Source organism: Paenibacillus sp. RUD330 (assembly GCF_002243345.2).
Lineage (GTDB): Bacteria > Bacillota > Bacilli > Paenibacillales > Paenibacillaceae > Paenibacillus_O.
In genome coordinates this window covers 415,332-439,877 of sequence record NZ_CP022655.2, presented here as the reverse complement: position 1 = coordinate 439,877, position 24,546 = coordinate 415,332, and the positions used below count along the sequence as shown (strand labels likewise).

20 protein-coding genes are annotated in these 24,546 nt (G+C 61.2%); 5 read left to right on the top strand and 15 right to left on the bottom strand.

What is annotated here, in order from left to right; genetic code table 11:
- Positions 1-46 precede the first annotated feature (46 nt).
- From CIC07_RS01995 to CIC07_RS01935, 13 genes are all read right to left on the bottom strand, one after another.
- Positions 47-1,876 carry a stalk domain-containing protein gene (locus CIC07_RS01995; RefSeq protein WP_076359011.1) on the bottom strand — a complete coding sequence of 610 codons (1,830 nt, stop codon included), beginning with the start codon at positions 1,874-1,876 and terminating at the stop codon, positions 47-49.
- A gap of 176 nt (positions 1,877-2,052) precedes the next feature.
- Positions 2,053-2,799, bottom strand: coding sequence for an SDR family NAD(P)-dependent oxidoreductase (locus CIC07_RS01990; protein ID WP_076359012.1), 747 nt, complete (start codon positions 2,797-2,799; stop codon positions 2,053-2,055).
- Between the two features lie 355 nt (positions 2,800-3,154).
- The gene (locus CIC07_RS01985) at positions 3,155-3,328 is read right to left on the bottom strand and encodes a hypothetical protein (protein WP_165895284.1); all 174 of its coding nucleotides are present in this window, start codon (positions 3,326-3,328) and stop codon (positions 3,155-3,157) included.
- Between the two features lie 232 nt (positions 3,329-3,560).
- Positions 3,561-4,025 (bottom strand): RidA family protein, encoded by a 465-nt coding sequence (locus CIC07_RS01980; protein WP_076359013.1) that lies wholly within the window; start codon positions 4,023-4,025, stop codon positions 3,561-3,563.
- 85 nt (positions 4,026-4,110) lie between these two features.
- Entirely contained in the window at positions 4,111-5,730 is a 1,620-nt protein-coding gene (locus CIC07_RS01975) for an N-acyl-D-amino-acid deacylase family protein (RefSeq protein ID WP_076359014.1), read from the bottom strand.
- Positions 5,731-5,748: 18 nt separating this feature from the next.
- Positions 5,749-7,065, bottom strand: a complete 1,317-nt coding sequence (locus CIC07_RS01970) for an alanine racemase (RefSeq protein ID WP_234993055.1) — start codon at positions 7,063-7,065, stop codon at positions 5,749-5,751.
- On the bottom strand, positions 7,065-7,724 hold the full coding sequence (locus CIC07_RS01965; protein ID WP_076359015.1) for a helix-turn-helix transcriptional regulator: 660 nt from the start codon (positions 7,722-7,724) through the stop codon (positions 7,065-7,067). The genes CIC07_RS01970 and CIC07_RS01965 overlap by 1 nt, the downstream gene beginning before the upstream one ends.
- A 267-nt stretch (positions 7,725-7,991) precedes the next feature.
- Positions 7,992-9,752, bottom strand: a complete 1,761-nt coding sequence (locus CIC07_RS01960) for a glycoside hydrolase family 2 protein (RefSeq protein WP_076359016.1) — start codon at positions 9,750-9,752, stop codon at positions 7,992-7,994.
- A 48-nt stretch (positions 9,753-9,800) separates the two neighbouring features.
- Entirely contained in the window at positions 9,801-12,152 is a 2,352-nt protein-coding gene (locus CIC07_RS01955) for a glycoside hydrolase family 43 protein (RefSeq protein ID WP_157741998.1), read from the bottom strand.
- 106 nt (positions 12,153-12,258) lie between these two features.
- A complete protein-coding gene (locus CIC07_RS01950) occupies positions 12,259-13,098 on the bottom strand; it encodes a carbohydrate ABC transporter permease (RefSeq protein WP_076359017.1) in 840 nt (279 codons plus the stop codon).
- A gap of 24 nt (positions 13,099-13,122) precedes the next feature.
- Positions 13,123-14,004 carry a carbohydrate ABC transporter permease gene (locus tag CIC07_RS01945; RefSeq protein WP_076359018.1) on the bottom strand — a complete coding sequence of 294 codons (882 nt, stop codon included), beginning with the start codon at positions 14,002-14,004 and terminating at the stop codon, positions 13,123-13,125.
- A 75-nt stretch (positions 14,005-14,079) separates the two neighbouring features.
- Positions 14,080-15,462, bottom strand: a complete 1,383-nt coding sequence (locus CIC07_RS01940) for an ABC transporter substrate-binding protein (protein ID WP_076359019.1) — start codon at positions 15,460-15,462, stop codon at positions 14,080-14,082.
- Between the two features lie 300 nt (positions 15,463-15,762).
- Positions 15,763-16,686: an ArsR/SmtB family transcription factor gene (locus CIC07_RS01935; RefSeq protein ID WP_076359020.1), complete on the bottom strand. Its 924-nt coding sequence runs from the start codon at positions 16,684-16,686 to the stop codon at positions 15,763-15,765.
- A 273-nt stretch (positions 16,687-16,959) separates the two neighbouring features.
- On the opposite strand from CIC07_RS01935, the gene CIC07_RS01930 reads away from it, so the two are divergent.
- Positions 16,960-19,449 carry a family 43 glycosylhydrolase gene (locus tag CIC07_RS01930; protein WP_076359021.1) on the top strand — a complete coding sequence of 830 codons (2,490 nt, stop codon included), beginning with the start codon at positions 16,960-16,962 and terminating at the stop codon, positions 19,447-19,449.
- Between the two features lie 100 nt (positions 19,450-19,549).
- On the opposite strand, the gene CIC07_RS01925 is transcribed toward CIC07_RS01930, so the two are convergent.
- On the bottom strand, positions 19,550-20,479 hold the full coding sequence (locus tag CIC07_RS01925; RefSeq protein ID WP_076359022.1) for an aldo/keto reductase: 930 nt from the start codon (positions 20,477-20,479) through the stop codon (positions 19,550-19,552).
- 210 nt (positions 20,480-20,689) lie between these two features.
- On the opposite strand from CIC07_RS01925, the gene CIC07_RS01920 reads away from it, so the two are divergent.
- Positions 20,690-21,274 (top strand): TetR/AcrR family transcriptional regulator, encoded by a 585-nt coding sequence (locus CIC07_RS01920; RefSeq protein WP_076359023.1) that lies wholly within the window; start codon positions 20,690-20,692, stop codon positions 21,272-21,274.
- A gap of 59 nt (positions 21,275-21,333) precedes the next feature.
- Here the strand turns inward: CIC07_RS01920 and CIC07_RS01915 are convergent, their stop codons facing one another.
- Positions 21,334-21,492: a hypothetical protein gene (locus tag CIC07_RS01915; RefSeq protein WP_157741996.1), complete on the bottom strand. Its 159-nt coding sequence runs from the start codon at positions 21,490-21,492 to the stop codon at positions 21,334-21,336.
- On the opposite strand from CIC07_RS01915, the gene CIC07_RS01910 reads away from it, so the two are divergent.
- The 3 genes from CIC07_RS01910 (at position 21,491) to CIC07_RS01900 (ending at position 24,439) form a co-directional block, all read left to right on the top strand.
- The gene (locus CIC07_RS01910) at positions 21,491-22,312 is read left to right on the top strand and encodes an ABC transporter permease subunit (protein WP_076359024.1); all 822 of its coding nucleotides are present in this window, start codon (positions 21,491-21,493) and stop codon (positions 22,310-22,312) included. The genes CIC07_RS01915 and CIC07_RS01910 overlap by 2 nt on opposite strands.
- A gap of 78 nt (positions 22,313-22,390) precedes the next feature.
- Positions 22,391-23,464: a taurine ABC transporter substrate-binding protein gene (locus tag CIC07_RS01905; protein ID WP_076359025.1), complete on the top strand. Its 1,074-nt coding sequence runs from the start codon at positions 22,391-22,393 to the stop codon at positions 23,462-23,464.
- 57 nt (positions 23,465-23,521) lie between these two features.
- A complete protein-coding gene (locus tag CIC07_RS01900) occupies positions 23,522-24,439 on the top strand; it encodes an ABC transporter ATP-binding protein (protein ID WP_076359026.1) in 918 nt (305 codons plus the stop codon).
- Positions 24,440-24,546: the final 107 nt, after the last annotated feature.

Below are 24,546 nucleotides of genomic sequence, written 5' to 3'. Positions count from 1 at the left end.
CCGATCGGTCCTCCTTGTTCACATGGTCATCGGCTGATCCAGGGATTTACCACTGCGGGACCGATGAGACCGAGGGTTCCATCTCGCCGATTCCGGTCAAATACTCCATGACATACATGCTGCCGTCCACCGAGGAAGGGAACAGCCAATCATCGTAAAGATCGCCGAATTGAGCAGACAGCCAATCATCGGTGTATTTATTGCTCAACGCACCGAACATTTTATAGAGATCTCCGGCCGTGCCCGTCATCTTCCGGCCGTTTTCGTCCGTCCAGGTCACTTTGGTCTTTGGATCCATCTTCGGAATGTTCTCCTGTTGGACGGAAAGGCTGCCGTTCTTATTCTTGAAGTAGATCCGAACCGAGCTCTCGTACGGGTGTCCCTTCAAAATCATATACCCCGTCATGTCTCCCGCCGCTGGAACAGCATACATGCCGTTGTAGGTGACGTACGGCTTTGCCGTGACGACCAGCTGCCCTTTTCCGACCGCTACCGTCATTTGCTGCTTGGAGCCATCCCAGGTAAGCTTGGCCCCCAACGCGGCTGCGAGAAGATCCGCCGAAAACAGCGTTTCCCCTTTGCTCTCGAATGTCTTCCCTTTCAGCATGATCTTCCGGCCGTCCACCTTGGCTGCCGCACTCCCCTTGGAGAGAACGACCGATTGGGCGCCCACCTTGATGCTGAACGACTTGGAGGCGGCATCATAAGAAGAAGTCCCGCCCAGCGCCTGGAAGACCGAACGGATAGGCAGATACGCAACTCCGTTTACCACCTGGGCTCCCGTCAGGGCTTGCTTCAAGCTCGAGGAGATTTTCACGGTCTGCTGCAGGCCGCCGACTTCTACGGTCATGCTGGCTTCCCCCACGGCGAGCGACTTGATCGTGCCGTCGCTCGTCTGTTTCAACAGATGCGGCTTGTCGATCGTTATCGCCGCTTGATTCAGCGGCAATTCCGAGCTTTTGCCTCCAGCCTGTACGAGCTGGATCGTCCCGTTCACTTGTCCCCCGACATATAGGCTGCTCGCCGCAAGCTTGACCTTCATGCTTTCCGGGCTTTGAGGCTGCAAAGGACGGGCTTCCCCCGACCGGAAAAATACCCAGGACCCGTCTGTTTTGCGGGCATAGAAAGCATCCGATTCCGTCGACGCGATCACGTTCCTGATCGAATCGATTCCGGACACCAAGGAGGATTCGTCATTGATCCGGACCGTCCCGTCCTTCATGGCGATGAACAGCGAGCCGTTTTCCGAGTAGGAGATATCGGCGCCTTCTGTAGTCAAGCTATAAGGTCGGAATCTGTAAAAATCATAGACGACGATCCGTCCATCGTTGTACAACACGGCCGATTGCAAACCGCTGACTTCAATCTTGACGATCGCCTCAGGATCGGAGATTTTGTCGAGCTCGACAGGCTCGCTGTACGACGGGTAGTAACGCTTGATTTCTCCGTTCTCTGTCACAAAAGCGATCATTTCGGCCGATTCGTCAAACAGCCTTACCCCCTTGAAGGAGGCCGATTTTTGCCCGGCCCTCCAAAGGGACCCGTCCTTCAGCAGCCAGTATGTACCGCTTGCTTGCTTGACTCCGCTCACATCGGCGACGACATGCGGGCCTTGCGCGGAGGACCATTTGACCAGCTTTCCGTTGCCGGTCGCACCGAAACCGGCCTTGGAGCTTCCTCCGATCTGGACAAGGCCCAGCGATGAACTGGATGCTCCGCTCGCAAACAGGACACGGCCATCATCAAACAGCTGCGAACCATCCGCAAGCACGCTGATGATCTGCCCCATTCCCGCCGCCGCGGACACCTTGACGCCTGCAGAAAAAAGAAGAAGAACACAAATCATTACCGACAAATTCCGACTCATTCTGCTCATTATCTGACTTCCTCCTCATTACTTGGAAAATATAGTCATATTGTACCATGTCCATCCTGGTGCTGTATGCTGATTTCTTTCCTTTCAGGGCATTTAGACCTAGACCTGAAGCGGCAAAAAAAAGGCCGGCCCCGTCACGGTTCGTGATCGGGCCGGCCTTTTTCTTTTGCCTTGACTTAGAGCGCCGTCCAGCCGCCGTCGATGACCAGCTCGGCGCCGGTCATGAAGCGGGCTTCGTCGGAAGCGAGGAACAGCACGCCGTATGCGACATCCTCCGGCTTGCCCATGTAAGGAAGCTGTGTGAACGTCTGGTAGAACGGCATCGCGTCCTTCATGGAAGGCTCCGTCATCGGGGTCACGATGATGCCGGGATGGACGGAGTTGACGCGGATGCTCTGCTTGGCGTATTCGACCGCCGCTGCCTTGGTCAGCGTGCGGAGGCCGCCCTTGGCCGCTGTGTAGGCGCTCGATCCGGCCATGCCGACGATGCCGCCGATCGAGGAAATGTTGACGATAGAGCCGGAGCCGGCCTTCTGCATCTCCGGAATGACAACTTTCATGCCGAGGACACAGCCGGTCAGGTTGATGTCCAGGACGCGATTCCACTCCGTCAGGTCGAAGCTCGCGATCGTCCGCGTCGACGCAATGCCGGCATTGTTGACGAGGATATCCACCTTGCTGTAGAGACGGACTGCCTCATCGACGACATGCTGCCACTCTTCCTCGGAAGCGACGTTATGCTTGATCGCTGTCGCCTCGCCGCCAGCCGCCCTGATCTCGGCGGCGACCTTCTCCAGCTCGGAGATATTCACATCCGTCATCACGACCCGGGCTCCCTCGCGGGCGAACAGGCGGGCTTCCTCCGCTCCCATGCCGGTTGCCGCACCGGTTACAATTGCTGTTTTGCCCTCTAAACGCGCCATATAAAAAATCTCCTCTCGGATTACGGATTGGTCCTGCAGCGGTGCTTGCAACCGCTTTAGCGTCACAAGAAGAGTATAAGACATTTCGTCTATTTTGTGAAGTAATGATCATTATGTATATTAAGTTGGGTTTGGAAAAAATATATAGATAATTTTCCGCAGCCGCCTTTCTTCGACATTCCGTCTGTCATTTCCCAGGAAATCGACTTTTGATCGCAGGAACATTCTCTGGGAAAAGCAATAGCTTAGACTTCATGATGACTGCCCGTCTGGAGTGATAGCTCAACCATTATTGGGAGAGCCATAGATGGAAAAAGCACGGCGCAGATGGACTGCGGCGCGCTTTTGGAAGGATTTATCTGGTATGCTTTTCAGCCTTATCGCGTTTCTCTTCTGAGCGGCATGCTTGTCCCAGAGACTCGGCGAATTCGGCCTCGTTGCTGGAGCCCAGCTTGGCTCCGAACTGATCCAGCCTTCCGGGATGCCCTGCGGGACCTGTGTTTTTCGGCTTGCTGTTTCGTCCTGACATCGTTGTCGCCCTCCAAAGGAATCATAATGACTGCCCTATAGGTTCCCCGATTGCTGAAGCGAATTATACAGCCCCGCGATTTTTGTGGCGAGCCCTATCCCTCCTTCAAGGGAATAGGTCCGCTCAACAACAGAAGGGATGCCCCGAAGTCATTTCCATGACTTCCAGGACATCCCCTTGACCAATCAATCAGACATGCGGGATAAGCGTTCTCAGCTTGCCGGAAAAGGCTCTAGCTGCGGATTTCGGCGATCAGCTCGATCTCGACGGGCGTGTGGAACGGCAGGTCGCTCGTGCCGATAGCGCTGCGGGCATGGCGGCCGTTCTCGCCGAACACCTCGATGAGCAGATCGGATGCGGCGTTCATGACGTAAGGCTGGTCGCCGAAGCCGGGAGCGCTGTTCACGAAGCCGAGCAGCTTGACGATTTTGACGACGCGGTCAAGGTCGCCCAGGTATGCCTTCATCGCCGCGAGCAGGTTGATCACGATCTGGCGCGCGGCTTCCCGGCCCTGTTCGATCGTCAGGTCGGAGCCGACCTTGCCCTCATGCATGAGGACGCCGTCGATGCGGCAATCGAAGCCGGACGTGTAAATCAGGTTGCCGGTCTGGTTGACCGGTATGTAGGAGAATTTCGGAGCCGGAAGCTCTGGAAGCGCGATGCCGAGCTCGGCGAGGCGTTGGTCGATTTTAGACATGTTCATCGATCCTTTCGATTTGGGGATAGTTGGGGGAGGCGAGGCCTCTGCGCCTCAGGCTTCACCGCATGAGACGCGCGGCGTTTCAGAGCGTGCCGTGCCCGCTGCCGCAGGCGCATGAGGCTGCGCGGAGGAAGCCTCCGGCGCGCTCTCCGGTATGCACGCCGTCCTGCATCGCGACGCGCCCGGAGACGACCACATGCGAGATGCCCTCCGGCTGCTGCTTGGGATCGGCGAAGGTAGCGGTATCCTGGATCGTATCCGGATTGAAAACGACGAGGTCGGCGGCATAATCCGGCACGATCAGGCCCCGCTTGCCGAGACGGAAGCGCTGCACCGGGAACGAGGTCAGCTTGCGCACCGCATCCTCCAGCGTCAGCACCCGCTCCTCGCGCACGTATTTGGCAAAGACGCGGGGAAAAGTTCCATACAGCCTTGGATGCGGCTTGCCGGTCTCGCAGGTGAGGCTGTCCGAGGCGATCAGGGAGCGGGGATAGGCGATGACCTGGCGGACGTCGTCATCCGACATGTGGAAGTAAACGATCGGCACCTGGCCGTCCTCTTCCAGCAGCAGATCCATCATGCAGTCGGCGGGATGGACGCCTCGCATGACGGCGATTTCCTCGATATGCTTCCCCTCCAGGGCAGCGTTGGCGCCGCTCGCCGAGGCGACGAAGACGCTCTGCCAGCCGGTGGAGCAGACGAGGTTGTCCCAGTCGTCCTGCTCCCGGTCGAGCTCCTCGCGGATGCGGCGGCGCAGGACGGGATCGCGGAACGCTTCCAGCGCTCCCGGGATGCCCCCCTCCAGCACCCATGGAGGCAGGATCGTCGTCAGCGACGTCGAGCCCGCCGAATACGGGTACACGTCCACGGTCGCATCCATGCCTCTGGCGCGGGCGTCCTCCACGAGCTCCATCGCTTCAAGAGCCTTGCCCCAGTTGATCTTTCCGGCTGCCTTGAGATGGCTGATATGGAGCGGAATGCCCGCTTTCTCGGCGATCCAGATGACCTCGCGCACCGAAGGCAGCAGATTGTTGCCCTCGCCCCGGATATGCGTGCTCAGCAGGCCGTCGTAGCGGGGCAGCACCGTGCACAGCTCCGCAAGCTCTTCCTTGGACGTATAGCTGCCGGGGGAGTAGAGCAGGCCGATCGACAGGCCGATCGCGCCGGCGCGCAGCCCCTCCTCCAGCAGCTCCTTCATCCGATGCAGCTCCGCGGCGGTCGCCGGACGGTTGTCGAAGCCCATGACGGCGATCCGCAAGGCGCCGTGGGCGACATAGGTCGCCATATGCTCGGCGGGAGCGGATCGGGCGACGTAGTCCATGTATTCGCCGACCGTATTCCACTGCCAGTCATGCCGAGTGCTGCCGATGACAGGGGAGATGTAGCTGCGCAGCAGCTCCTCCCGGTCCGGGAATACCGGCGCCGGAGCAAGCCCGCAATTGCCGACGACCTCGGCGGTGACGCCCTGGCTGAGCTTGATCTCGCTGAGCGGATGGTCGAGGATCATCAGATCCGAATGGCAGTGGCCGTCGATGAAGCCGGGGGAAATGACGCGTCCCTGGACGTCGATCGTCTGCGCCGCCTCCGCGTCCACGCGGCCGACAGCGGCGATCCTTCCATCCTTCACGCCGACGTCGCCGCGAAACCACGGATTGCCGCTCCCGTCCACGATGCGTCCGTTTTTGAGCACTAAATCCAGCATGTCGCCTTTCGCTCCCTTCTATTGGATGCAGCCGCGCGCGGCGACCGCAACTTGCCGCAGCCCGCCGTCCCTATCGCTGATGTACACGCTGGAATGAAGATTCACTGTGCTGCAGATATGGTTCGGAATGACGCGCAGCAGGTCGCCCGGCTGGCAGTCGTCCTCCGGGCGTATCCGGATGACGCCATGCTCCTCGTTCATCCGCTCGAACACGGCATGCGGCAGGCCGACGACATGGCCGAAGCCCTGCAGCTGCAGCGGCGCGCCTCCCGGCTGCACATCGGTCGCGAACGTCTTGCTGCCTCCGTCGATGACGATGCGGTCCGGCGCCGGACGGCTGACGACTGTCGCCCATACTTCGGCCGCGCAATCATCCAGCTTGCAGAGGCCGAAGGCCGCCTGCATCCGGTCGTGGAACACATACGTGCCGGGCCGGATCTCCGTGACGCCCTCGATCTCGGCGGCATACACCGCCGTCGGAGTCGAGCCGACGCTCACGTCGCGGATCGGCACGCCTCCCCGGCGCAGCTCCTGTGCGACGGCAGCCATCATGCGGCCTTCCTCGTGGCCGGCCGTCTGCAGATCCATCGTCGGAGCCCCGCCGAGCATCGCGCCGCGGTACGTGAAGATGCCCGTCAGCTCCAGGCCGGGCATCGCCGCGATCTCCCGCGCCAGCGGCAGCGCCGCCTCCGGCGCGACCCCCGTGCGCCGGAGGCCGCTCTCGATCTCGAGACGGACCTCGAGCGCGATGCCGGCGGCCTCGGCGGCCGCCGACAAATGCCGCGCTCCCGCGGCGCTGTCGACGCCGACGGCGAGCCGGCACCGCTGCGCGAGGCTGGCGGCGCGCCGCGCCTTGGCGGCGCCCATGACGGGATAGGCGATGAAGATATCGCCGATCCCGCCATCCGCCATCACCTCCGCCTCCGACAGCTTGGCGGCGGTGATGCCGACGGCTCCCGCAGCAAGCTGCCGGGCCGCGAGCTCCGGCAGCTTGTGCGTCTTCACATGCGGGCGCAGCTTCACGCCACGCTTCGCCGCCGCTTCCGCCATGGACGCGATATTGGCGTCCACGCGCACGCTGCGGATCAGGACAAAGGGAGTCTGCGGACCTTCATCGCCGAACTTCCCGCCAGTCAGACTGCCGCTCCCCGGTACTGCCTCGGCGGCTTGCTCCGGCATATCTCCGGCATCCAGCCGCTCCGCCGCCGGCCGTCCTCCGCCGGTCCCCCCTTCAGACGCTGCGATCACCGCCTGGGCGGCAGCCTCCTGCCCCGACCGCTCCTCTGCCCATTCAGGAGCGCCCGCTTCCAATCCTTCCCGTTCCTTCTCGCCCATCAGCTCTGCTCCCCTTCCGCATCCGCCGCCTTGGCTTCCTCCAGATCGCTGTACAGCGTGTACTTCGAGATGCCCAGATAAGCGCATACCTTCTCGCCCGCCTTCTTGACCAGAAACGCGCCTTTGCGGTCCAGCAGCGCGATGAATCGGATCCTCTCCTCGCGGCTCATGAGCGCAGGCGGCCGTCCGACGGCGTCCTCCGCCTCCTGGATCAGCGAATCCAGCAGATCGCTGACGTTGCTGACGAACGATTCCTGGACCGGCGGCAGCTCCTGCATGCCGACCAATCCCTGCAGCGCCTTCTCGGCGGCGAGCAGCTCCGAGATGTCGAAGTTGATGCACAGGGCGCCGATCGCCGTTCCTGCGTCATTCTTCAAGTAGATCGAAGTCGATCTCAGCAGCCGTCCATCCTTGGTCCGGGTGACGTAGTTCTGCCGATGGCCGCCCTCCGACGTGCCTCTCATCACCTCGAGTCCGAGGTTCGTGCCGGGATCGCCGACCTTCCGTCCCGTCACGTGGCCGTGCTCGATATGCACGATCGTGCTCTCATAAGGCTGCGACCAGTCATGCACGACGACCTCGCAGCGCTCTCCGAACTGGGCCGCGATGCCCTGCGCCAGCTCCCGCAGCAGCGGCAGCGTTTGCGATACCGATTCCATTTCCCCCGCTCCTCTTGACCGCTTGGATTCTCTTTGCCTCTTATCCTACACCCGCTCCTTCTTCCAGGCAAACTTTTTTTCAGTTTCCTGACTTTTGTTCATGCCTCCGCCTCGCCGGCCAGTGGAATAGAACCGCTCGCCGCCGCGTCCTGGACCGAACCGCCGCAGAAAGCAAGCAAGAAATGCGAAAACGGGATGAAGCCGGTTTCTCGGCTTCATCCCGTTTTTCTCCCCGCATACCCCGCATACCCCGCATACCCCGCATAGCTAGAAGGAATTGATTTCCCTGATCTTCTCCAGAGGAATCTTCGGCTTGCGGTCCTCCGTCAGCAGGCCGTTGACCTCCTGCTGCACATCCGTGATCTGGGTGTAGCAGTAGCCCGAGATATATTCGGTCTGCTGGATGGCCTCATGGATGCTGCGGAACCGCTCCAGGAAGCTTTCCTCCGAGCCGACCTGATTGCCGTAGCCCCATCCCTCCTCGGATTTGAAGGCGATGCCGCCGAACTCGCTCACGATGACCGGCTGCCCCTTGTAGGCGTAGCTGTCCGCAAACGCGTATTTCCAGTGGTTGAAGCTGCGCATGTTGCCGGTGATCTCGTCCTTGCCCGCATACCGCCGGCGGAATTCCTCCCCGCTCTCGACATAGTCATGCAGCGTGAGGATGTCGGATACGGTATGCTCCCAGCCATCGTTGGACACGACCGGACGGTTCGGATCGAAAGCCTTCGTCAGATGGTAGATCGCTTCCGTGAACTTCTGCTGCCGGACATCCTTGGCGATGTTCATGACGCCCCACGATTCATTGAACGGCACCCACGTCACGATGGAAGGATGGTTGTACTGCTGCCGGACGACCTCCATCCATTCCCGGGTGAACCTCTCTACGGCCCGGTCGTTGAATTCGAAGGTGGCGGCCATCTCCGACCATACGAGCACTCCCTTTACATCGCACCAGTACAGGAAGCGGGCATCCTCCACCTTCATATGCTTCCGGACGCCGTTGTACCCCATTTCCAGCAGCTTGTCGATATCCTCGAGAATGGCTTCCTCCGAGGGCGGCGTCAAATGCGTATCCGGCCAGTAGCCTTGATCCAGAATGAGCTTCTGGTAGATGGGGGCATTGTTCAGCAGGACGCGATCCTTCTCGATCGATATTTTCCTCATGCCGAAATAGGCGTATACATGGTCGACCTCGGCGCCGTTTTTGTACAGGATGAACTCGACGTCATACAGATTCGGATGCGCCGGCGACCAGTGGCAGTGCTTCCACGGGCCGTTGGCTTCATGGACAAGGTCGACATCCAGCTGCAGCCACGGACGGTCGATGGCGAGGCTCACCTGCTTGACCGGCTTCCCTTTCAGGCTGACGAGCGTCTCGAGGCGGATATCGTCCGCCGCTCCGGCCCCTTGCACCTGATATTCGAACCGGATGGACCGCGCGTCCAGATCCGGCGTCATCTTGACGGCCTCCACATAGGACGGCTCCACATATTCCAGCCAGACCGTCTGCCAGATGCCGGTCGTCTGGACATAGAAGCATTCGAAGCTGTCCTTCACCCAGCGCTGCTTGCCGCGCGGCTGGGCCGCGTCGAGGCTGTCCTCCGCCTTCAAGGTGATGATGTTGCCCTGTCCGTATTTCAGGTAAGGGGCGATATCGAAATGGAACTCTGCGTAACCGCCTTGATGGATTCCGACATAACTTCCGTTGATCCACAGCTTGGCCTTGTAATCCACCGCCTGGAAGTGGAGCAGGGCCAGCTTGCCCTCCGCCTCGGCGGGAACGTCCAGCTCGCGGCTGTACCAGACATAGGCATGATGGGACTCGTCGCCGATGCCGCTCGCCTTGGTCTCGTAGGTGAAGGGCACTTGAATTGTCCGATCTCCGCCGAAACGCTCCGGCCAGCCCAGCCGCTCTCCTTCGTTGCCGTCGTCGAAGCCGAACTGCCAGGCTCCGTTCAGATTGATCCATTCGTCCCGCACGAACTGCGGCCTCGGATAGTCCTTGATGTATCTTTTCGTTGTCATCTGTCTTCTCTCCCGTTCCATTAACGCGCCTGGTCGCAGCGTTCTCTGTCATTCATGGCCGACCGGCCGCACTTCAAGACCGGAAATGATCCAGTCCCGGGACGAGGAGCGAAAGCCGATTCTTCCCTGCAGGATCGCATCGGGGTCCAGCACATCCAGAAGCGGCTCCCCGTCTTCCCGGAATACCCTTATCCGGCCGCCTTCCAGCTTCACGGATACTTCGGACGGCTGGCCGGGCCGCAGCTCCAGCAGCGCCGAATCGAGCTCTTCCTTCCGCTCGTACACGATCTTCTCGAGAATGATCCTGCCGCTGCGGAACAGAAGCTGATACCCGATGAACGAGTCCGCCACCTGAGCCGGATAGTCCGATTCACGGCTCGTCCGCAGCAGCACGGCCGCCTCTCCCGCATCCTCTCCGTCCGCCTGCAGCCGGAAACCGACCTCGTAATCGCCCCACCGGACATCGCCCGCGAACAGCTTGCTGTCGCGGCCGGCTTCCGCGATCCGGCTGCCGGCCCCGCTCTGCTCCCAGCCCCCGAAGAGCTCCTGCTTCTCCAGCTCGGCCTGCGCCGAACCGCCCGCCTCCGCCGACTCCAGCACCTCGATGTACCGGATGCGGGAAACCCCGGCAGACGTCTGCTTGACGGCCAGCCACTGCAGTCCGCCCTTCAGCTCCAGCTCTCCGAGCGGCACCTTCGTCCACTCCGACTCCGAGGAGAACAGGGCGGCGTCAAGCTCCGCCTTGAGCTTCCGGCCCGAGGCCTCCACCTCCAGAGCGGCTCCTTCCGAGCCGCGCTCCGCCATGACGGCGATCCGGTAGCGGCCGTCCTTCTTCACCTGAACGGGAAAGGCCAGCTCCCCGTTCCTGCCCAGCTCCGCGGCCAGACTCCCGTCCGGCGTGCCGGCCGTGCCGGCCTTGAGCGGGGAGGAAGGATTGCCGGCGGCATGGGCTGCCTCCAGCGTCCCGGGCACAGGCTTGACCGCGCTTCGGTCGCTGCTGCCCCCCGCTTCGTTCGAGAAGGCGGTATAGGACAGCGCCGGACCGGCGCCTTGCGGCCACCGGTATCCGATCTTTCCGGACACGCCCGTCCACGCCTTCACGTCGGCAAGCAGCAGGCCGTCCCAATAAATTCTCGTCCCGTCGCCATCCGATTCGGCACGCAGCGCGTGGAGGACGTTCAGTTCCGTCCCCTGAGGCAGATCGGCCGAGAAGACGGCCTTTTCCGCTCCGCCCGCCTGCTCCGCCATGACCAGCTTTTTCTGCCGGCCGTCTACACGCAGGACGCGGCTGTCGCGCCCGTCCCGGTAGGAGAGCAGCATTTCCAGAGCAGCCTCGCCGCCCTTCTCCTTGCCGTCCGGCTGGACAACGACATTGAACTCGGCCGTATAGCGGTTGTCCGTGCTCTGCCTGCTTACCCAGGATCGGCCGCTTCCGGAAGCAGGCATGGCTGCCTGCTCCCACTTGTCGGGCGATGGAGACGAGCCGGGACGGTCATGAAACACGGGCGGCTTGGGAGCTTCCGCCGGAATGCCCCAGGTCAGGCCCAGCACGCTCATCTTGTCGCCGCTGAAGGCGAGCCGGTCCATATTGAGATGGCGGACGGGAGGCCCCTCCGCCGAACGGCCCTCCAGATTGTGATAGAAGATGTAGTAGGAATCGAGATCGGGCCCAAGCACGGTGGAGCTGTGGCCGAGGCCGTTGAACCCCTCCTCTGTGGACAGCAGGATCGGGTTGTTGTCCGGAATCCGGTACGGACCGGCCGGCGATTCGTCGGAGACGGCGTAGTTGACGCGATAGCCGCGGCTGAACACATGGTTGCCTGTGTAGGTCATGTAATACTTGCCTCCGCGCTTGACGATCATCGACCCCTCCGTCCAGTGTCCGAGCGAAGCGCCAAGCTTCTCTCCCGTGCCGATCGTATAGGGGTCGCTCATAGGCGCGGCCATGATGCCGCCGAATTCGGCATGCGTGAACGTCCAGCTGCCGTCGTCGTCGATGAACACGGACCCGTCGATCGTGAGGCCCAGATTGCCGGTCTGCGCTAGGAACGGTCCGGTCGGCTTATCGCTGCGCAGGACGTAATGCCCTTTGCCGGCCGGAGAGGTGTACATATAGAAGAATCCGTTCCAGTAGACGACCTCGGGAGCATACGCCCCTTCCGTGAGCGGTTCCTCGGCGACCAGGCCCTCATAGGTCCAATTCGCCAGATCGGCCGAGCTCCAGGCCTTCACTCCGATCCGCCCGTCCTTCGTGCTGCAATACAGGTAATACTGTCCGTCATGGCGCAGGACATAAGGATCGCCGATGCCGTAATCCTCCCATTCCTGCGGGAGCGTCATCGGATTTTGATAGGAGGCTCCCATCTGCACCGTGCTGCGCGCGGCCGGATTCATATCCATTTCTCCCCTTCCCCAAAGGATGGCGGCAGCTCCTGCGGCACATGCCATGCCGGCAAGGAGCACGGCCCGATTCCTTCTTTTGATTGCTGACGGCTCCATCCTCGGCTCAGCCTTTGATCCCGCTGATCGCGAGCGATTCGATGAAGTAGCGCTGGGCCATGAAGAACACGATGATGACCGGCACAAGCGCGATGAGCGAAGCGGCCATGAGCGAGGGATAATTGGACGTCGAGATATAGTTGGACTGCATGCTGGCGATGAGCACCTGGATCGTCTGCCTCTCCGGCGTATGCAGGTAGATGAGCGGTCCCATGAAATCGTTCCAGATGCCCATGAAGCCAAGAGCCGCTTGAGCCGCGATCGCCGGCTTGGCGATGGGCAGCGCGACGGTGGCGAACGTGCGGAAGTAACCGCATCCGTCGATTTTGGCCGCGTCGATCAGATCGTTCGGGATGGAGCCCTGCATGAATTGCCGGAAGAAGAAGATCGTCACGATATTCCCGAACAGTCCCGGAACGATGAGCGGCAGCAGCGTATCCACCCAGCCCAGCTCGGAGAAGCCGATGTATTGGGGAATCATGACGACCGAATAGGGAATCATCATCGTTCCGAGCAGGGCGAGAAAGATTCCTTCCTTGAACGGAAAATTGAATTTGGCAAACGAATAAGCCGCCATGGCGGCCACGAACAGCCCGACCGACAGCACGGCGACCACGACGATGGCGCTGTTCAGGAAGCCGTGCAGCAGCGGAGCTTTGGACCATACATCCGTATAGTTGCTCCATGTCGACGGCTTCGGAATCCATTGGGGCGGAACATCGAACACATGCTGCTGGGTCTTGAGCGACGTCGACAGCGTCCAGGCCAGCGGCCCGAGCATGACGATCGAGCCGGCCAGCAGCAGCACATAGATCAAGCTGTTCATCAAGCGTCTTTCTCTGACCATAGTCTACTCCTCCTTAAGGAACGCCTAGTCCTGGTAGACCCAACGCTTGGAGAAGCGGAATTGGATCAGGGTCAGAATGAAGATGATCACTCCCAGCACCCAGGCGACCGAGCTGGCGAAGCCCATATTGAAGTACTTGAACGCTTCCTGGAAAATGTAGTACACAATCGTCGCTCCGCTGTACTCCGGCCCGCCGTCCGCCGCGAGAATATACATCTGGCTGAACGACTGGAACGTGCCGATGACGCCCATCACCACGACGAAGAAATGGATGGGAGACAGCAGCGGCAGCGTGATGTAGCGGAATTGATGCCATCGCTTCGCGCCGTCGACTTCCGCCGCCTCGTAATAGCTGGAGGATATCCCCTGCAGGCCGGCCAGGTACAGGACCATCGTGCCGCCGACTCCTCCCCACAAGCCCATCAGCAGGAAGGACGGCTTGACCCAGTTCGGGTCGCCCAGCCAGTTCGGACCCTGCACGCCGAAGATTTTCCAGATGAATTCGTTGATGATGCCGTAATCGTAGTTGAGCAGCCACTGCCAGAGCAGGGAGACCGCGATGATCGGCGAGATGACGGGGATGTAGTAGATCGTCCGGAAGAGGCTCACGCCCTTGAGCGGACGGTTCATCATGAGCGCCAGCGCCATGGCGGAGACCATGCCCAGCGGAATTCCGAGCAGCAGATAAAACGTGTTGTACATGGATTTGTAGAATTTCTCGTCATGGGCCAGCTTCCCGAAGTTGTCCAGGCCGGTGAACTTGGCCGGAGACATCATGTCCCAGGACATGAAGCTGAGGCCCAGCGAGGTTAGAAGGGGGGCCAGCCCGAAGATGAGGAAGCCGAGAACCGGCGGCGCTACAAACAGCAGGGACCATAGCATTTCTTTTCGCCGATAGCCTGTCATAAACGATCCTCCCCGGCACGAAGCCGGAAGGAAGGCGGCAAAAGCCGAGGCCGCTCTCCTTCCGAGCCAAGCCTGTTACTTGTTGTCTTCGTCGTAGATTTTCTGCAGCTTCGGCTGCTCTTCCTTGACGAACTCCGCAGCCGTCTTCTTGCCGGTCCACACCTGGCTGGCATCCTGCCAGAACGTATCGATCCACTTCACGCTCTTGGAGTTCACCTCGATCGGAGGACGTCCGTAGTCTTCGATGATATCGAGGAACACTTGGCGGCTCTGCGGCGCTTTGTCCATCTGCAGGAACTCGCCCTTGGCCATGTCGACGAGGTTCGGCACCGCTTGCCCGAGCTCGTAGTTCTGCTTCTGCGACTCCCGGTCGAGGCTCAGATAGGAAGCCAGAGCGAACGCATCCTCCGGATGCTTCGTTGTATTCGACACGGCGAATCCGAGAGAGCCGAGCCAGGTCGCGGTTTTGCCCGTATTCGGGCTTGCCGGCCAAGCGGCGATATCCCATTTGAACGGAACGTTCCAGAAGCCGGGCTGATCCCAAGGCCCCATCGGGAACATCGCCACTTTGCCCGCGACGAACCGCGCATAGCCGTTCTGGGCTTTCTCGTCATCCGGGGACGGGCTGACCTTGTGCACGAGGCTGAGATCCGCCACGAACTGCATCGCCTGGGCGAATTCCGGCGTATCGATCGTCACCTTGCCGGTGCTGTAATCGATCCAATCCCCGCCGTTGGCCCATACGGCGGACTCCGTCGAATAAGCGGCGATTCCGAACGTGTCGATTTTCCCGCGGGCGTTTGCCGTCGTCAGCTTTTTGGCGTCGGCGACCATGTCGTCCCACGTATACTCTCCCGCCTTCGCGCTTGGATAAGGCAGGCCGGCCTTGTCGAACAAATCCTTGTTGTAGGCGAGAGCCCAAGGCCCGACATCCTTCGGCAGGCCGTACAGGCTGCCCTGGCCGACCGTCTTGCCGTCGTAGCGGTAACGGTCCAGCCCCTGCTTCCACACATTGCTCGGATCGACCGCTTGGTTGCTTTCAAGGTAGGAATCCATGTTCAGCAGCAGGCCGCTGCTGGCGAGCTTGTTGAAATGCGCGCCGCCCGCATAGAACACATCCGGCGTTTTCTTGGCGGCGATCAGGGTGTCGAGCTTCTGGTAATACTCGCCCGACGGAACGACGGTGTACTTCACTTTCTTATTCGGGTGTTCTTTCATGTAAGCATCGATCAGCTTCTGGAATACGGCTTTTTCGCTGTCCCCGCCCCACCCCATGAACTCGATCTCGGACTTGGAGTCCGTCTTGGGGCTTGCCGCTCCCGATGTCGGCGATGGAGACGACGCTTCTCCGGTCGGAGCCGGCGCGTCTCCCCCGTTGCCGGAGCAGGCCGACAATCCCAATCCCGAAACCAGCACAAGCGCAAGCGATACGGCGGACCATTTGCTTTTCAGAACCATGGATACGCTCCCCCTGACAATATTGGCTTGAAACAAATAAGGCCAAACACCGGAGCCGCGGTTCCGTAAGGATCGGGCGCCGATTGCAATGGGCCGGATCATCCACTCCGAATATTTGTTTTGTTACAACTTATTTGTTTATATCCAGAATATAACGGTTTCAATCCAACTATGTCAACGCTTTCTTTCCGTTTTTTTGTTTATAACCAGAAAGAATCGCCTCTCTGTCTCTATCTTTGGCGCGCAAACGGAAAAAGCCCGCTGTCCTTTCCCGGACGGCGGGCCTTGCGGAAGACCATCTCAATCGTGCTGCAGCCTCATGACGATCCCTTGCGGATAGTCGCCGAAGCCTTTGCCGAACAGATTCATTCCACCCTGATGCTTCGCGTCGGGCCTCAGGCCGATGCGGAAGCTGATGTACGGCTTGTCCTGCAGGTCCAGGTCCTCCAGCGTAACGGATGAGCAGCGCTCGTTGTCGATCGTGCTGCGCCCTTCATCGACGCCCCATGTCTTGAGCAGGCCGTGCTGCGTGCTGTTGTCGTTCCACCAAGCCGGATTCAGCTTGCCCCTGTGGTCGCCGAAATCGCCCGGCGAAATCCAGGAGCCGATCTCCTTGCCGTTGATCCAGGCCGTGATTTCCGAAGGCCAGTCGTTGTTGTAATTCGGCGCCTCCGAGCACAGCTCCAGGGAGAACTCCAGGGATGTGACCTTGGCTCCCTGCGGCAGCTTTTTGGGAAAGCGGTATTCGACCCAGCCCTTGCGCAGCCAGATGATTTCCGCCGAGCGGCTGTCCGGGTGGTAGAAGTTGTCGGGATCATCCTCGGCGAACAGCATGCCGGCGCTGTTCGCCATTCCGCAGGTAGGCTGGATATCGAACTGGATGAAGTGGCCGATCGGCATCTCCACCTCGACGAGCTTGCTCGTGTTGTGGTAGAACGCGATCGGATTCAGAATCATGCGCACATCGTCGAAGTTCCGGCTGCACACCTTCATGGCCCCCCGAGTGGCCGGCTGCAGCTCGGTGAGGATCAGCTCCGCCTCCTCCAGCACCTTCACGTTCGTAGCCGCCGTCGATACGGGAATGTCCAGAGCTTCGGCAATCTCGATGATATTCACGTTCGGCTTGGACAGCAGCAGCCGGATGATGCCGATCCGGGTATGCGTGCTGAGCGCATGCGCCACCTTGACCAGACGGTCCGGGTCTTCAATAGACAGCTCAAGCATGTTCCAAACTCCCTTCCTGACATTCTTCCCATAATATAAGGCTTAATCGGCTCATATGTCCAGTTTTATTGGAATAAACATTTAATATTGTTTTAATACATATATTTTGAAATTATCTCTTCCGCATGAAGTCCGCTTTTGCTATACTCCGTTCTGCAAGCGCTGTCAAATCAACCGGAAGAAAGGAGGAGAGTTGAAGCCTCGCCCCTCTGATTCCATCCTTGTATCGCCGAGCTTCTCCGATCCGCCATTGAAAAGGAGATGAAATGCCACATGAAGAAATGGAAGTCTTTTCTTGCCGCCGCCGCAGTCCTGCTCCTGCTCCCCTCCGCCGCTCATGCCTACAGCAATCCTTACACCCTCTCCTCCTCCTGGAAGTGGGTCAACGGGGATTTCTACGGCGAGGGCGATCCTTACATCCTGAAATTCAACGGTGTCTATTACCTCTATGTCAGCACGGTCGATGACCAGATCGGCGTGAAGGTATGGTCCTCCACCGATCTCGCTTCCTGGACTTACCGCGGGCTGTGCGCTTCGGATCCCGTAACCAAGGCCGCCTATGCGCCCGAGATCGTTTATTGGAATGGAATGTTCTATATGTACACCTCTCCGGGAGGAGGCGGGCATTACGTCCTGTCGAGCGGCAGCCCCGTCGGTCCGTTCACGCCGCAGACCGGCAATCTCGGCATGGGCATCGACGGCAGCGTCTTCATCGACGACGACGGGAAATGGTATTTTTATTCCACCGGCGCGGACCGGATCGATTCCCGTCCGATGACCTCGCCGACCGCTTTCGGAGCGGCGGGTTCGACCGGCCTGTCGATGGCGGGATGGACGGAAGGCTCCACGACGTTCAAGCGCAACGGCAAGTATTTCATGACCTATACCGGCAACCATGTCTGGAGCACCGCCTATCGGGTCAACTATGCGTCCGGGGCTTCTCCTCTCTCCGGCTTCTCCCCCGCCCAGAGCCAGAACCCGATCCTGATCGCCACGGAGGGCTCCAACGTAGGCCTCGGACACAATTCCATCGTCAAAGGTCCGGATCTGGATTCGGACTACATCGTCTACCACAGCCACGCTTCCCAAGGCAACGCCGTCTATCCGGGCCGCAAAATGAATCTGGACCGCATCGTCTGGAACGGAGACCGGATGTCCGTCCTCGGTCCGACGACGGCAAGCCAGCCGAACCCGGCCGCGCCGTCGTTCGAGGACCGTTTCGCGCGCGCCGCGATCGGCTCCGGCTGGACCAATGTCGGCGGCGGAACCTGGGGCATCTACAACCAGGAGCTGATGTGGCAGGATACGATCGGGACGACGGCCTGGTACCGGCAAGTGACGGCGGCCTCGACAGCTTCCGATTACACCGCGGAGTTCCATGCCAAGCAGATGAAGATGGGCACAAGCTCTTCGCCGCTGTATGGAGCCGTATTTTCCTATACGGATGAGAACAACTACGGAACGGCCCTCCTGAACCGCAAGCTGAATCGTCTCGAAACCCATTTCGTCGTCGGCGGCGCCAGTCAGGGCTGGGAGTATTCCCCTCTCCCCGCAGGTTATGATTATACCAAGTGGCATCAGATCCGGGTGGAGAAGAACGGCGCCTCCTTCGCCGTCTACGTCGACGGCATGAAGAAGCAGTCCCGCAGCGTAAGCGGCCTTGGCGGCGGGAAAATCGGCTATGCCACCCAGGACGCCCATGCCGACTTCGGCTATGTGGCGTTCAGCAACGATGTCGGCGGCAGCAGCGCCTGGAATGCGTACAAACCGCTTCCAGGGACGATCGAAGCCGTCCACTACCGCAAAGGCGGGGAAGGGACCGGCTATCACGATCTGACGCCTGCCAACATCGGCGGCTCCTATCGCAGCGATGACGTGGACATCCGCTCGTCGGCGGCGGAGGGCAAGGAGGTCGTCGGCTGGAACCAGACGGGGGAATGGCTGCTCTACCGGGTCAATGTCGCCGAGAGCGGCATGTATGACATGAGCGCGCGGCTCGCCACGACCTTCCCGAACGTCAGCTTCCGCGTATGGGACGGGGCGGCGGATTTGACCGGAGTCGTGCAGTCGGCCGGAAGCGGCGGCTGGGAGAACTGGGTGAACGTCTCGAAGAAAGGCCTCTATCTGACCGCCGGCTATCATGAGCTCCGCTTCGAGACGGTCCAGGGGGAGTTCGACTTCAGCAGCCTGTCGTTCGAGAGGGGACAGACGCCCTCTCCGCTGGCCGACGACTTCAACGACGGCAACGACAACGGCTGGACGCGGTATGAAGGCGATTGGTCCGTCGCTTCCGGCGAGCTGAGCGCGGCTGCCGGCGGTCCCGCCAAGACGGTCATCGGCTCCGGCCTATGGTCCGACTATACGGTCGAGGCGGACGTGAAGCTGGTCGGGACGACCGGGGACGCCGGCATGCTCGTGCGGGCCAGCAATCCGTCGAACGGCAAGGTGCTCGCGAACAATCCCGATTACATCCAGGCCTACTATGCGTTCATCAAGCCCGACGGAGTCTATCTCGGCAAAATGAATTACGGCTATCAAACGCTGGCATCGGCGCCGGCCGCGCTCGCCGCCGGCGTCTGGCACCGGATGAAGGTCGTCGCCGAGGGAGCCTCCATCCGCGTCTACGTCGACGATATGAACGCTCCCAAGCTGAGTTATGCGGATCATAGCGCCCTTCCGTTCCTCCACGGCAAGGCCGGCCTCCGCTCCATGAACAACGCCACCCGATTCGACAACTTCTCCGTCTACGCAAGCCTCAGCTGAACAAGCAAGCCCTGCCGGACCGCGCTCAAGCGCAGTCCGGCAGGGCTTTTCGGGTTGACATGCTCGCCGACAAGACGGCGGCGCTGCCTAGCGAGCGGAGCTACCGGCCGATATTCGGCACATCCTGCGGGTGCGGCTCCGTGACGAGCTTCACCGCATCTGCGTTGCCCTGAACCTGCTCCGGATTTTTGCAGCCGGGAATGACGGAAGTCACGGCCGGATGGCGAAGGCACCAGGCCAGCGCCCAGGCTGCCATATGGACGCCCTCCGGCACTTCCTCCTCCGCGATCCGGCGCACCTCCTCCAGCCGCTGCCGAACCTGCTCCGCATCCTGGCGATGCCGCACGTCCGTCTCGCCGAACTCCGTGCCGGGCTTGTACTTGCCGCTCAGGAAGCCGCTCGCCAGCGGCACCCGCGCCAGCACGCCGAGATCCTGCTCCAGGCAGGAAGGGAATACCCGCTCCTCCGGCTTGCGGTCGAGCCGGTTGTACACGACCTGGATCGCTTGCGAGCCGACCTTCGAGGAGGCGGCCGTCTGATGCAGGTTGTCGTTGCTCCCGATCGACGTTCCCAGATGCCGGATCTTGCCGGCCTGCGCCTGCTTGTCCAGCGCGGTCCACAGCCCGTCGCTGTCGAAGGCGGCATCCGGGCCGGAATGGAACTGATACAGATCCACGTAGTCGGTCTGCAGAGCCTTGAGCGATGCGTCCAGCTGCCTCACGACATCGTCTCCGGAGAATACGTCCGTACGCTTGAAGCGCTCGTGGAAATGATGGCCGAACTTCGTCGCGATGATCCAGTCCTCGCGCCTCCGCCTGCCGATGTAGTTTCCGATGAAAGCCTCCGACAGATGGTCTCCGTAACATTCCGCCGTGTCGATCAGGTTGATGCCGAGCTCGGCGCCCTTGTCCAAAATCGCGTCGACCTCGTCCTGCGCGAAATCCATGCCCCATTCTCCGCCGAACTGCCAGGTGCCGATGCCGACGACCGAGACGTTGAGCTCCGTTTTGCCTAAACGGCGATACTTCATGTCCATCCCTCCTTATCCACAGATTACCTCCTGGACGGTCGCCCAAGCAACTTTCCGCAGCCCGCCTTCCAGAACGGAGCCTGTCGGTCCGCTTCGCAGCCCATGTCCGCCTGTTGGTCAAATATAAAACCAACATATCCGCTAGGAATAATTATTTTTTCATTGACTTCTGTACCGTCCGGTCCGTATAGTAACGGCAGGAGGTGCGCCATGGCCGCCGCTTCAAAACGAAACGCCATTCTCCGAGTCGCCTGCAAGCTGGTGCGCGAGCAAGGAGCCTCCAAGCTGACTTTGGACGCCGTCGCCCGCGAAGCGGGCATCAGCAAGGGAGGCCTCCTGTACCACTTCCCCAGCAAGGAAGCGCTCATCCAGGCGACGCTGGACGATTTCCTGGACCGCTTCGAGAACCAGACGGAGGCCAGGGCTGCGGCAGGCTGCGGATCCCATCCATGGACGCGAGCCTACCTGACCCAAAGCTTCCAGACAAGTCCCGATGACTTGGAGACGAGCGCCGCCGTGCTGGCCGCCGCCTCCGGCAACCCCGCCCTGCTGTCTCCCATGAGGGAAAGGTACGAGGCGTGGCAGAGCCGGATCGTCTCCGAAAGCCGTTCCCCTGCCCTGGCTACGATCGCCCGGCTGGCCGCGGACGGACTTTTCTTCTGCGAGCTGTTCCATCTCGCCCCGCTGGAGCCTCGGCTCCGCTCCGAAGTGCTCGACGCGCTGCTTGGACTGGCGGATGCACCGTCACCATCACCGCCATCGGCACGGCTTGAAGTTCCAACCGAATATCCCTGATCCGATCCGACCAACGGAAGTATCAATCCTGGCAGCTGAGGGATTGATTTTTTTGCGTTTCAGCCCATCTCACCCTTGAATCCCGTCGTGCCCGCCGCCTGATTTCTCCATGCGCCGGCGCCTGACGCCGCCGCTTCGCCGAGCGGACTTCTTCCTCGGCAGCCGTTCGTCCAGCGGCTCGGCGCCCCATTCCTCGCAGAAGGGAGCATCCGTCTCATGGCCATAGCCCCATCCGCCGCGAACAAAAGGGAAGCCAGGCGCAGCCGCGCCGAGTCCCGCTTGCTGCCGGCAGCCGTCTCGGCCGGCTCCGTCATGGCCGTCCTGCTGCTCTGGTGGCTTTCCGGGCGCCTCGGCTGGGTAAACCCGCTGTTCCTGCCGCCGCCCGCCGACGTCTGGACCGCCTTCGCGGATATCGCGCAGCACGGCTACAAGGACTCGTCGCTCGCCGCCCATGTCGGAGCGAGCCTGCGCCGGATTCTGATCGCCATCGCGCTCGCGGCCGCTACGGCCGTGCCTCTCGGAATCCTTTGCGGACGGAACCGCTGGCTGAGGGCCGTATTCGATCCATTCGTCGAATTCTACCGCCCTCTGCCTCCGCTCGCCTACTACTCGCTGCTCGTGCTCTGGTTCGGCATCGCCGACGAATCCAAGATCGTCCTGCTCTTCCTTAGCGGCTTCTCGCCTCTGTTCATCGCCGCCGTCCACAGCAGCCGCCAGGTGCCGGCAGAGCGCATTAACGGCGCCCGCTCCCTGGGAGCGCGCGGCTGGAGGCTGTACGCCTACGTCATCCTGCCTTCCTGCCTTCCCGATGTGCTGACCGGGCTGCGCACCGCCGTGGGAGTCACCTACTCCACGCTAGTCGCCGCGGAGATGGTCGCAGCCATCTCCGGCATGGGCTGGATGGTGCTGGACGCCAGCAAATATCTTCGCAGCGACATCATCTATGCCGGCATCATTCTCATGGGAATCATCGCGATCGCCATCGATTCCTCTCTCCGGCTGCTGATCCGCCAAGCATCGCCCTGGACCCGCGGCTGACGCCTTCGGAGCCGATCAGCCGCCGTCCGCCGTTCCTGCCGTTCCCCATTCCTATTCCGATCAGGAGGCTTCATCGCTATGAACAGACTGTTTCATGCCCGGTCCTCTCGCCGCCAGCTGCGCGGCCTTCTCGTGACCCTCTCCCTAACGCTTCTCCTGCTTGCCCTTGCGGCATGCGGCTCCTCCGACGGAAAAAGCTCGAATCAAGCCGGAGGAAGCTCCGCCCTGCCGAAGGAAATCCGGATCGGCTATCAGGTCAGCCCGAACGGCGAGCTGATGGCCAAAGCTCTTGGACTGGCCGAGAAGAAATTTCCCGGCGCCAAAGTATCGTGGCTGAAGTTCGACGCCGGACGCGACGTCAACACCGCCATGGCCGGAGGCAGCATCGACTTCGGCATGGTCGGCACGCCGCCGGGAGCATCCGGCATCGCGCAGGGACTGCCCGACGAGATCTACTACATCCACGACATCATCGGCGAGAGCGAGGCGCTCGTCGTGAAGACGTCGGCAGGCATCGGCAGCCTGGAGGACCTGAAGGGCAAGACGATCGCCACCACCTTCAGCTCCACCTCCCATTTCAGCCTGCTCTCCGCCTTGAAGCAGAAGGCCATCGATCCGTCGGGGATCAAGATCATCGACATGCCCGCCCCCGAAATGGCCGCAGCGTGGCAAAGAGGCGACATCGACGGAGCCTACATCTGGCAGCCGGTCCAGTCCAAGCTGATCGCCGACGGAGGCAAGGTCATCGTCACCTCCAAGGAAGTCGCGGCCGGAGGCGGCATTACCGGAGAATTCGGCGTCGTGAGCAAGGAGTTCGCCTCCAAGTACCCGGAAGCCGTCCAAGGTTATATCGAGGTGCTCGACGAGGGGACCAGGTATTACCGGGACCATGCCGAGGACGCGTCCGTCCTGCTCGCCAAGGAGCTCGGCCTCTCCCCGGAAGAGACGCTGACGGCGATGAGGCAGATCACCGTGCTGGACGCCTCCGAGCAGACTTTGCCCGAGTACATGGGCACGCCCGACAAGCCCGGAGCCTTCGCGGCGCTGCTGAAGGAAACGGCCGATTTCCTCGTGGAGCAGAAGTCGATCAAGTCCGCGCCCGACCTGAAGACGTTCCAGGAAGCGGTCCGCAGCGATTTTTATTCAAAGTAACGGCCTGAGGCGTGCGCAACGCCTGCATTCCCATACCGCTCATGAGGAGGAACCGCCATGACCGTGACAGCCCAACGAACGGGCACCGCATCCGTGCCTGTGCCGCCGCCCGGCGAAGCCGCTGCAGGCCGCATCCGTCTGGAGCATATCTCCCTTCGCTACGGTCCGGCTTCGCCGGCTGCCCCTTCCGTGCTGCAGGACATTGGCCTGAAGCTGGCGGGAGATGAATTCATCTGCGTCCTCGGTCCGTCCGGATGCGGCAAGTCCTCCCTGCTGAATCTGATCGCAGGGTACATCCAGCCGACGGAGGGCCGCATCGTCATCGACGGAGCGGAGCATTCCGCTCCGGATACCAAGGTAGGCGTCGTCTTCCAGCATGCCAACCTGTTCCCGTGGCTTTCCGTTGCCCGCAATGTCGAGTTCGGCCTGAAAATGGCCGGCATGCCCAAAGCCGAGCGCCGCCGGAAGGCAGCAGCCTATCTGGAGCTCGTCGGCCTTGCCTCCGCCGCGTCCATGTATCCCCACCAGCTGTCCGGAGGAATGAAGCAGCGGGCGGCCATCGCCCGCACGCTGGCCGCCGACCCCAGCATCATCCTCATGGATGAGCCGTTCAGCGCGCTGGACGCCCTGACGCGCGAGTCCATGCAGACGCATGTCGGCGAGATCTGGAAGAAGACGGGCAAATGCATTCTTTTCATCACGCATGACGTCGACGAGGCGCTGCTGCTCGGCCGGCGGATCCTGCTCCTGCATCCGTCTCCGGGCCGGATCGTCGAGGACTTCGCCAACCCTCTGCACGAGGAAGGAACGATACCGCTGCGATCCAGCCGGGAGTTCGCCGAGCTCCGCGAATGGCTGATCGGACGCATCGCGGATGGCGCGCCGGCAGGCGCGGCCAGGCAAGGACTCGCCGGACGAGCGGACGCGATGCCGTTCGCAGGCCCGTCATCCGGGCAGGAGCCTTCCCGTTCTTAGATTCATCGTTAGACGGGAGCGGCCCGTCGCAGGTTCATCAGCCTGTCGGACCGCTCGATCCGGACGGCTGGCCCCCGCTTATCCTGAACAGGATATCGGACAAAATA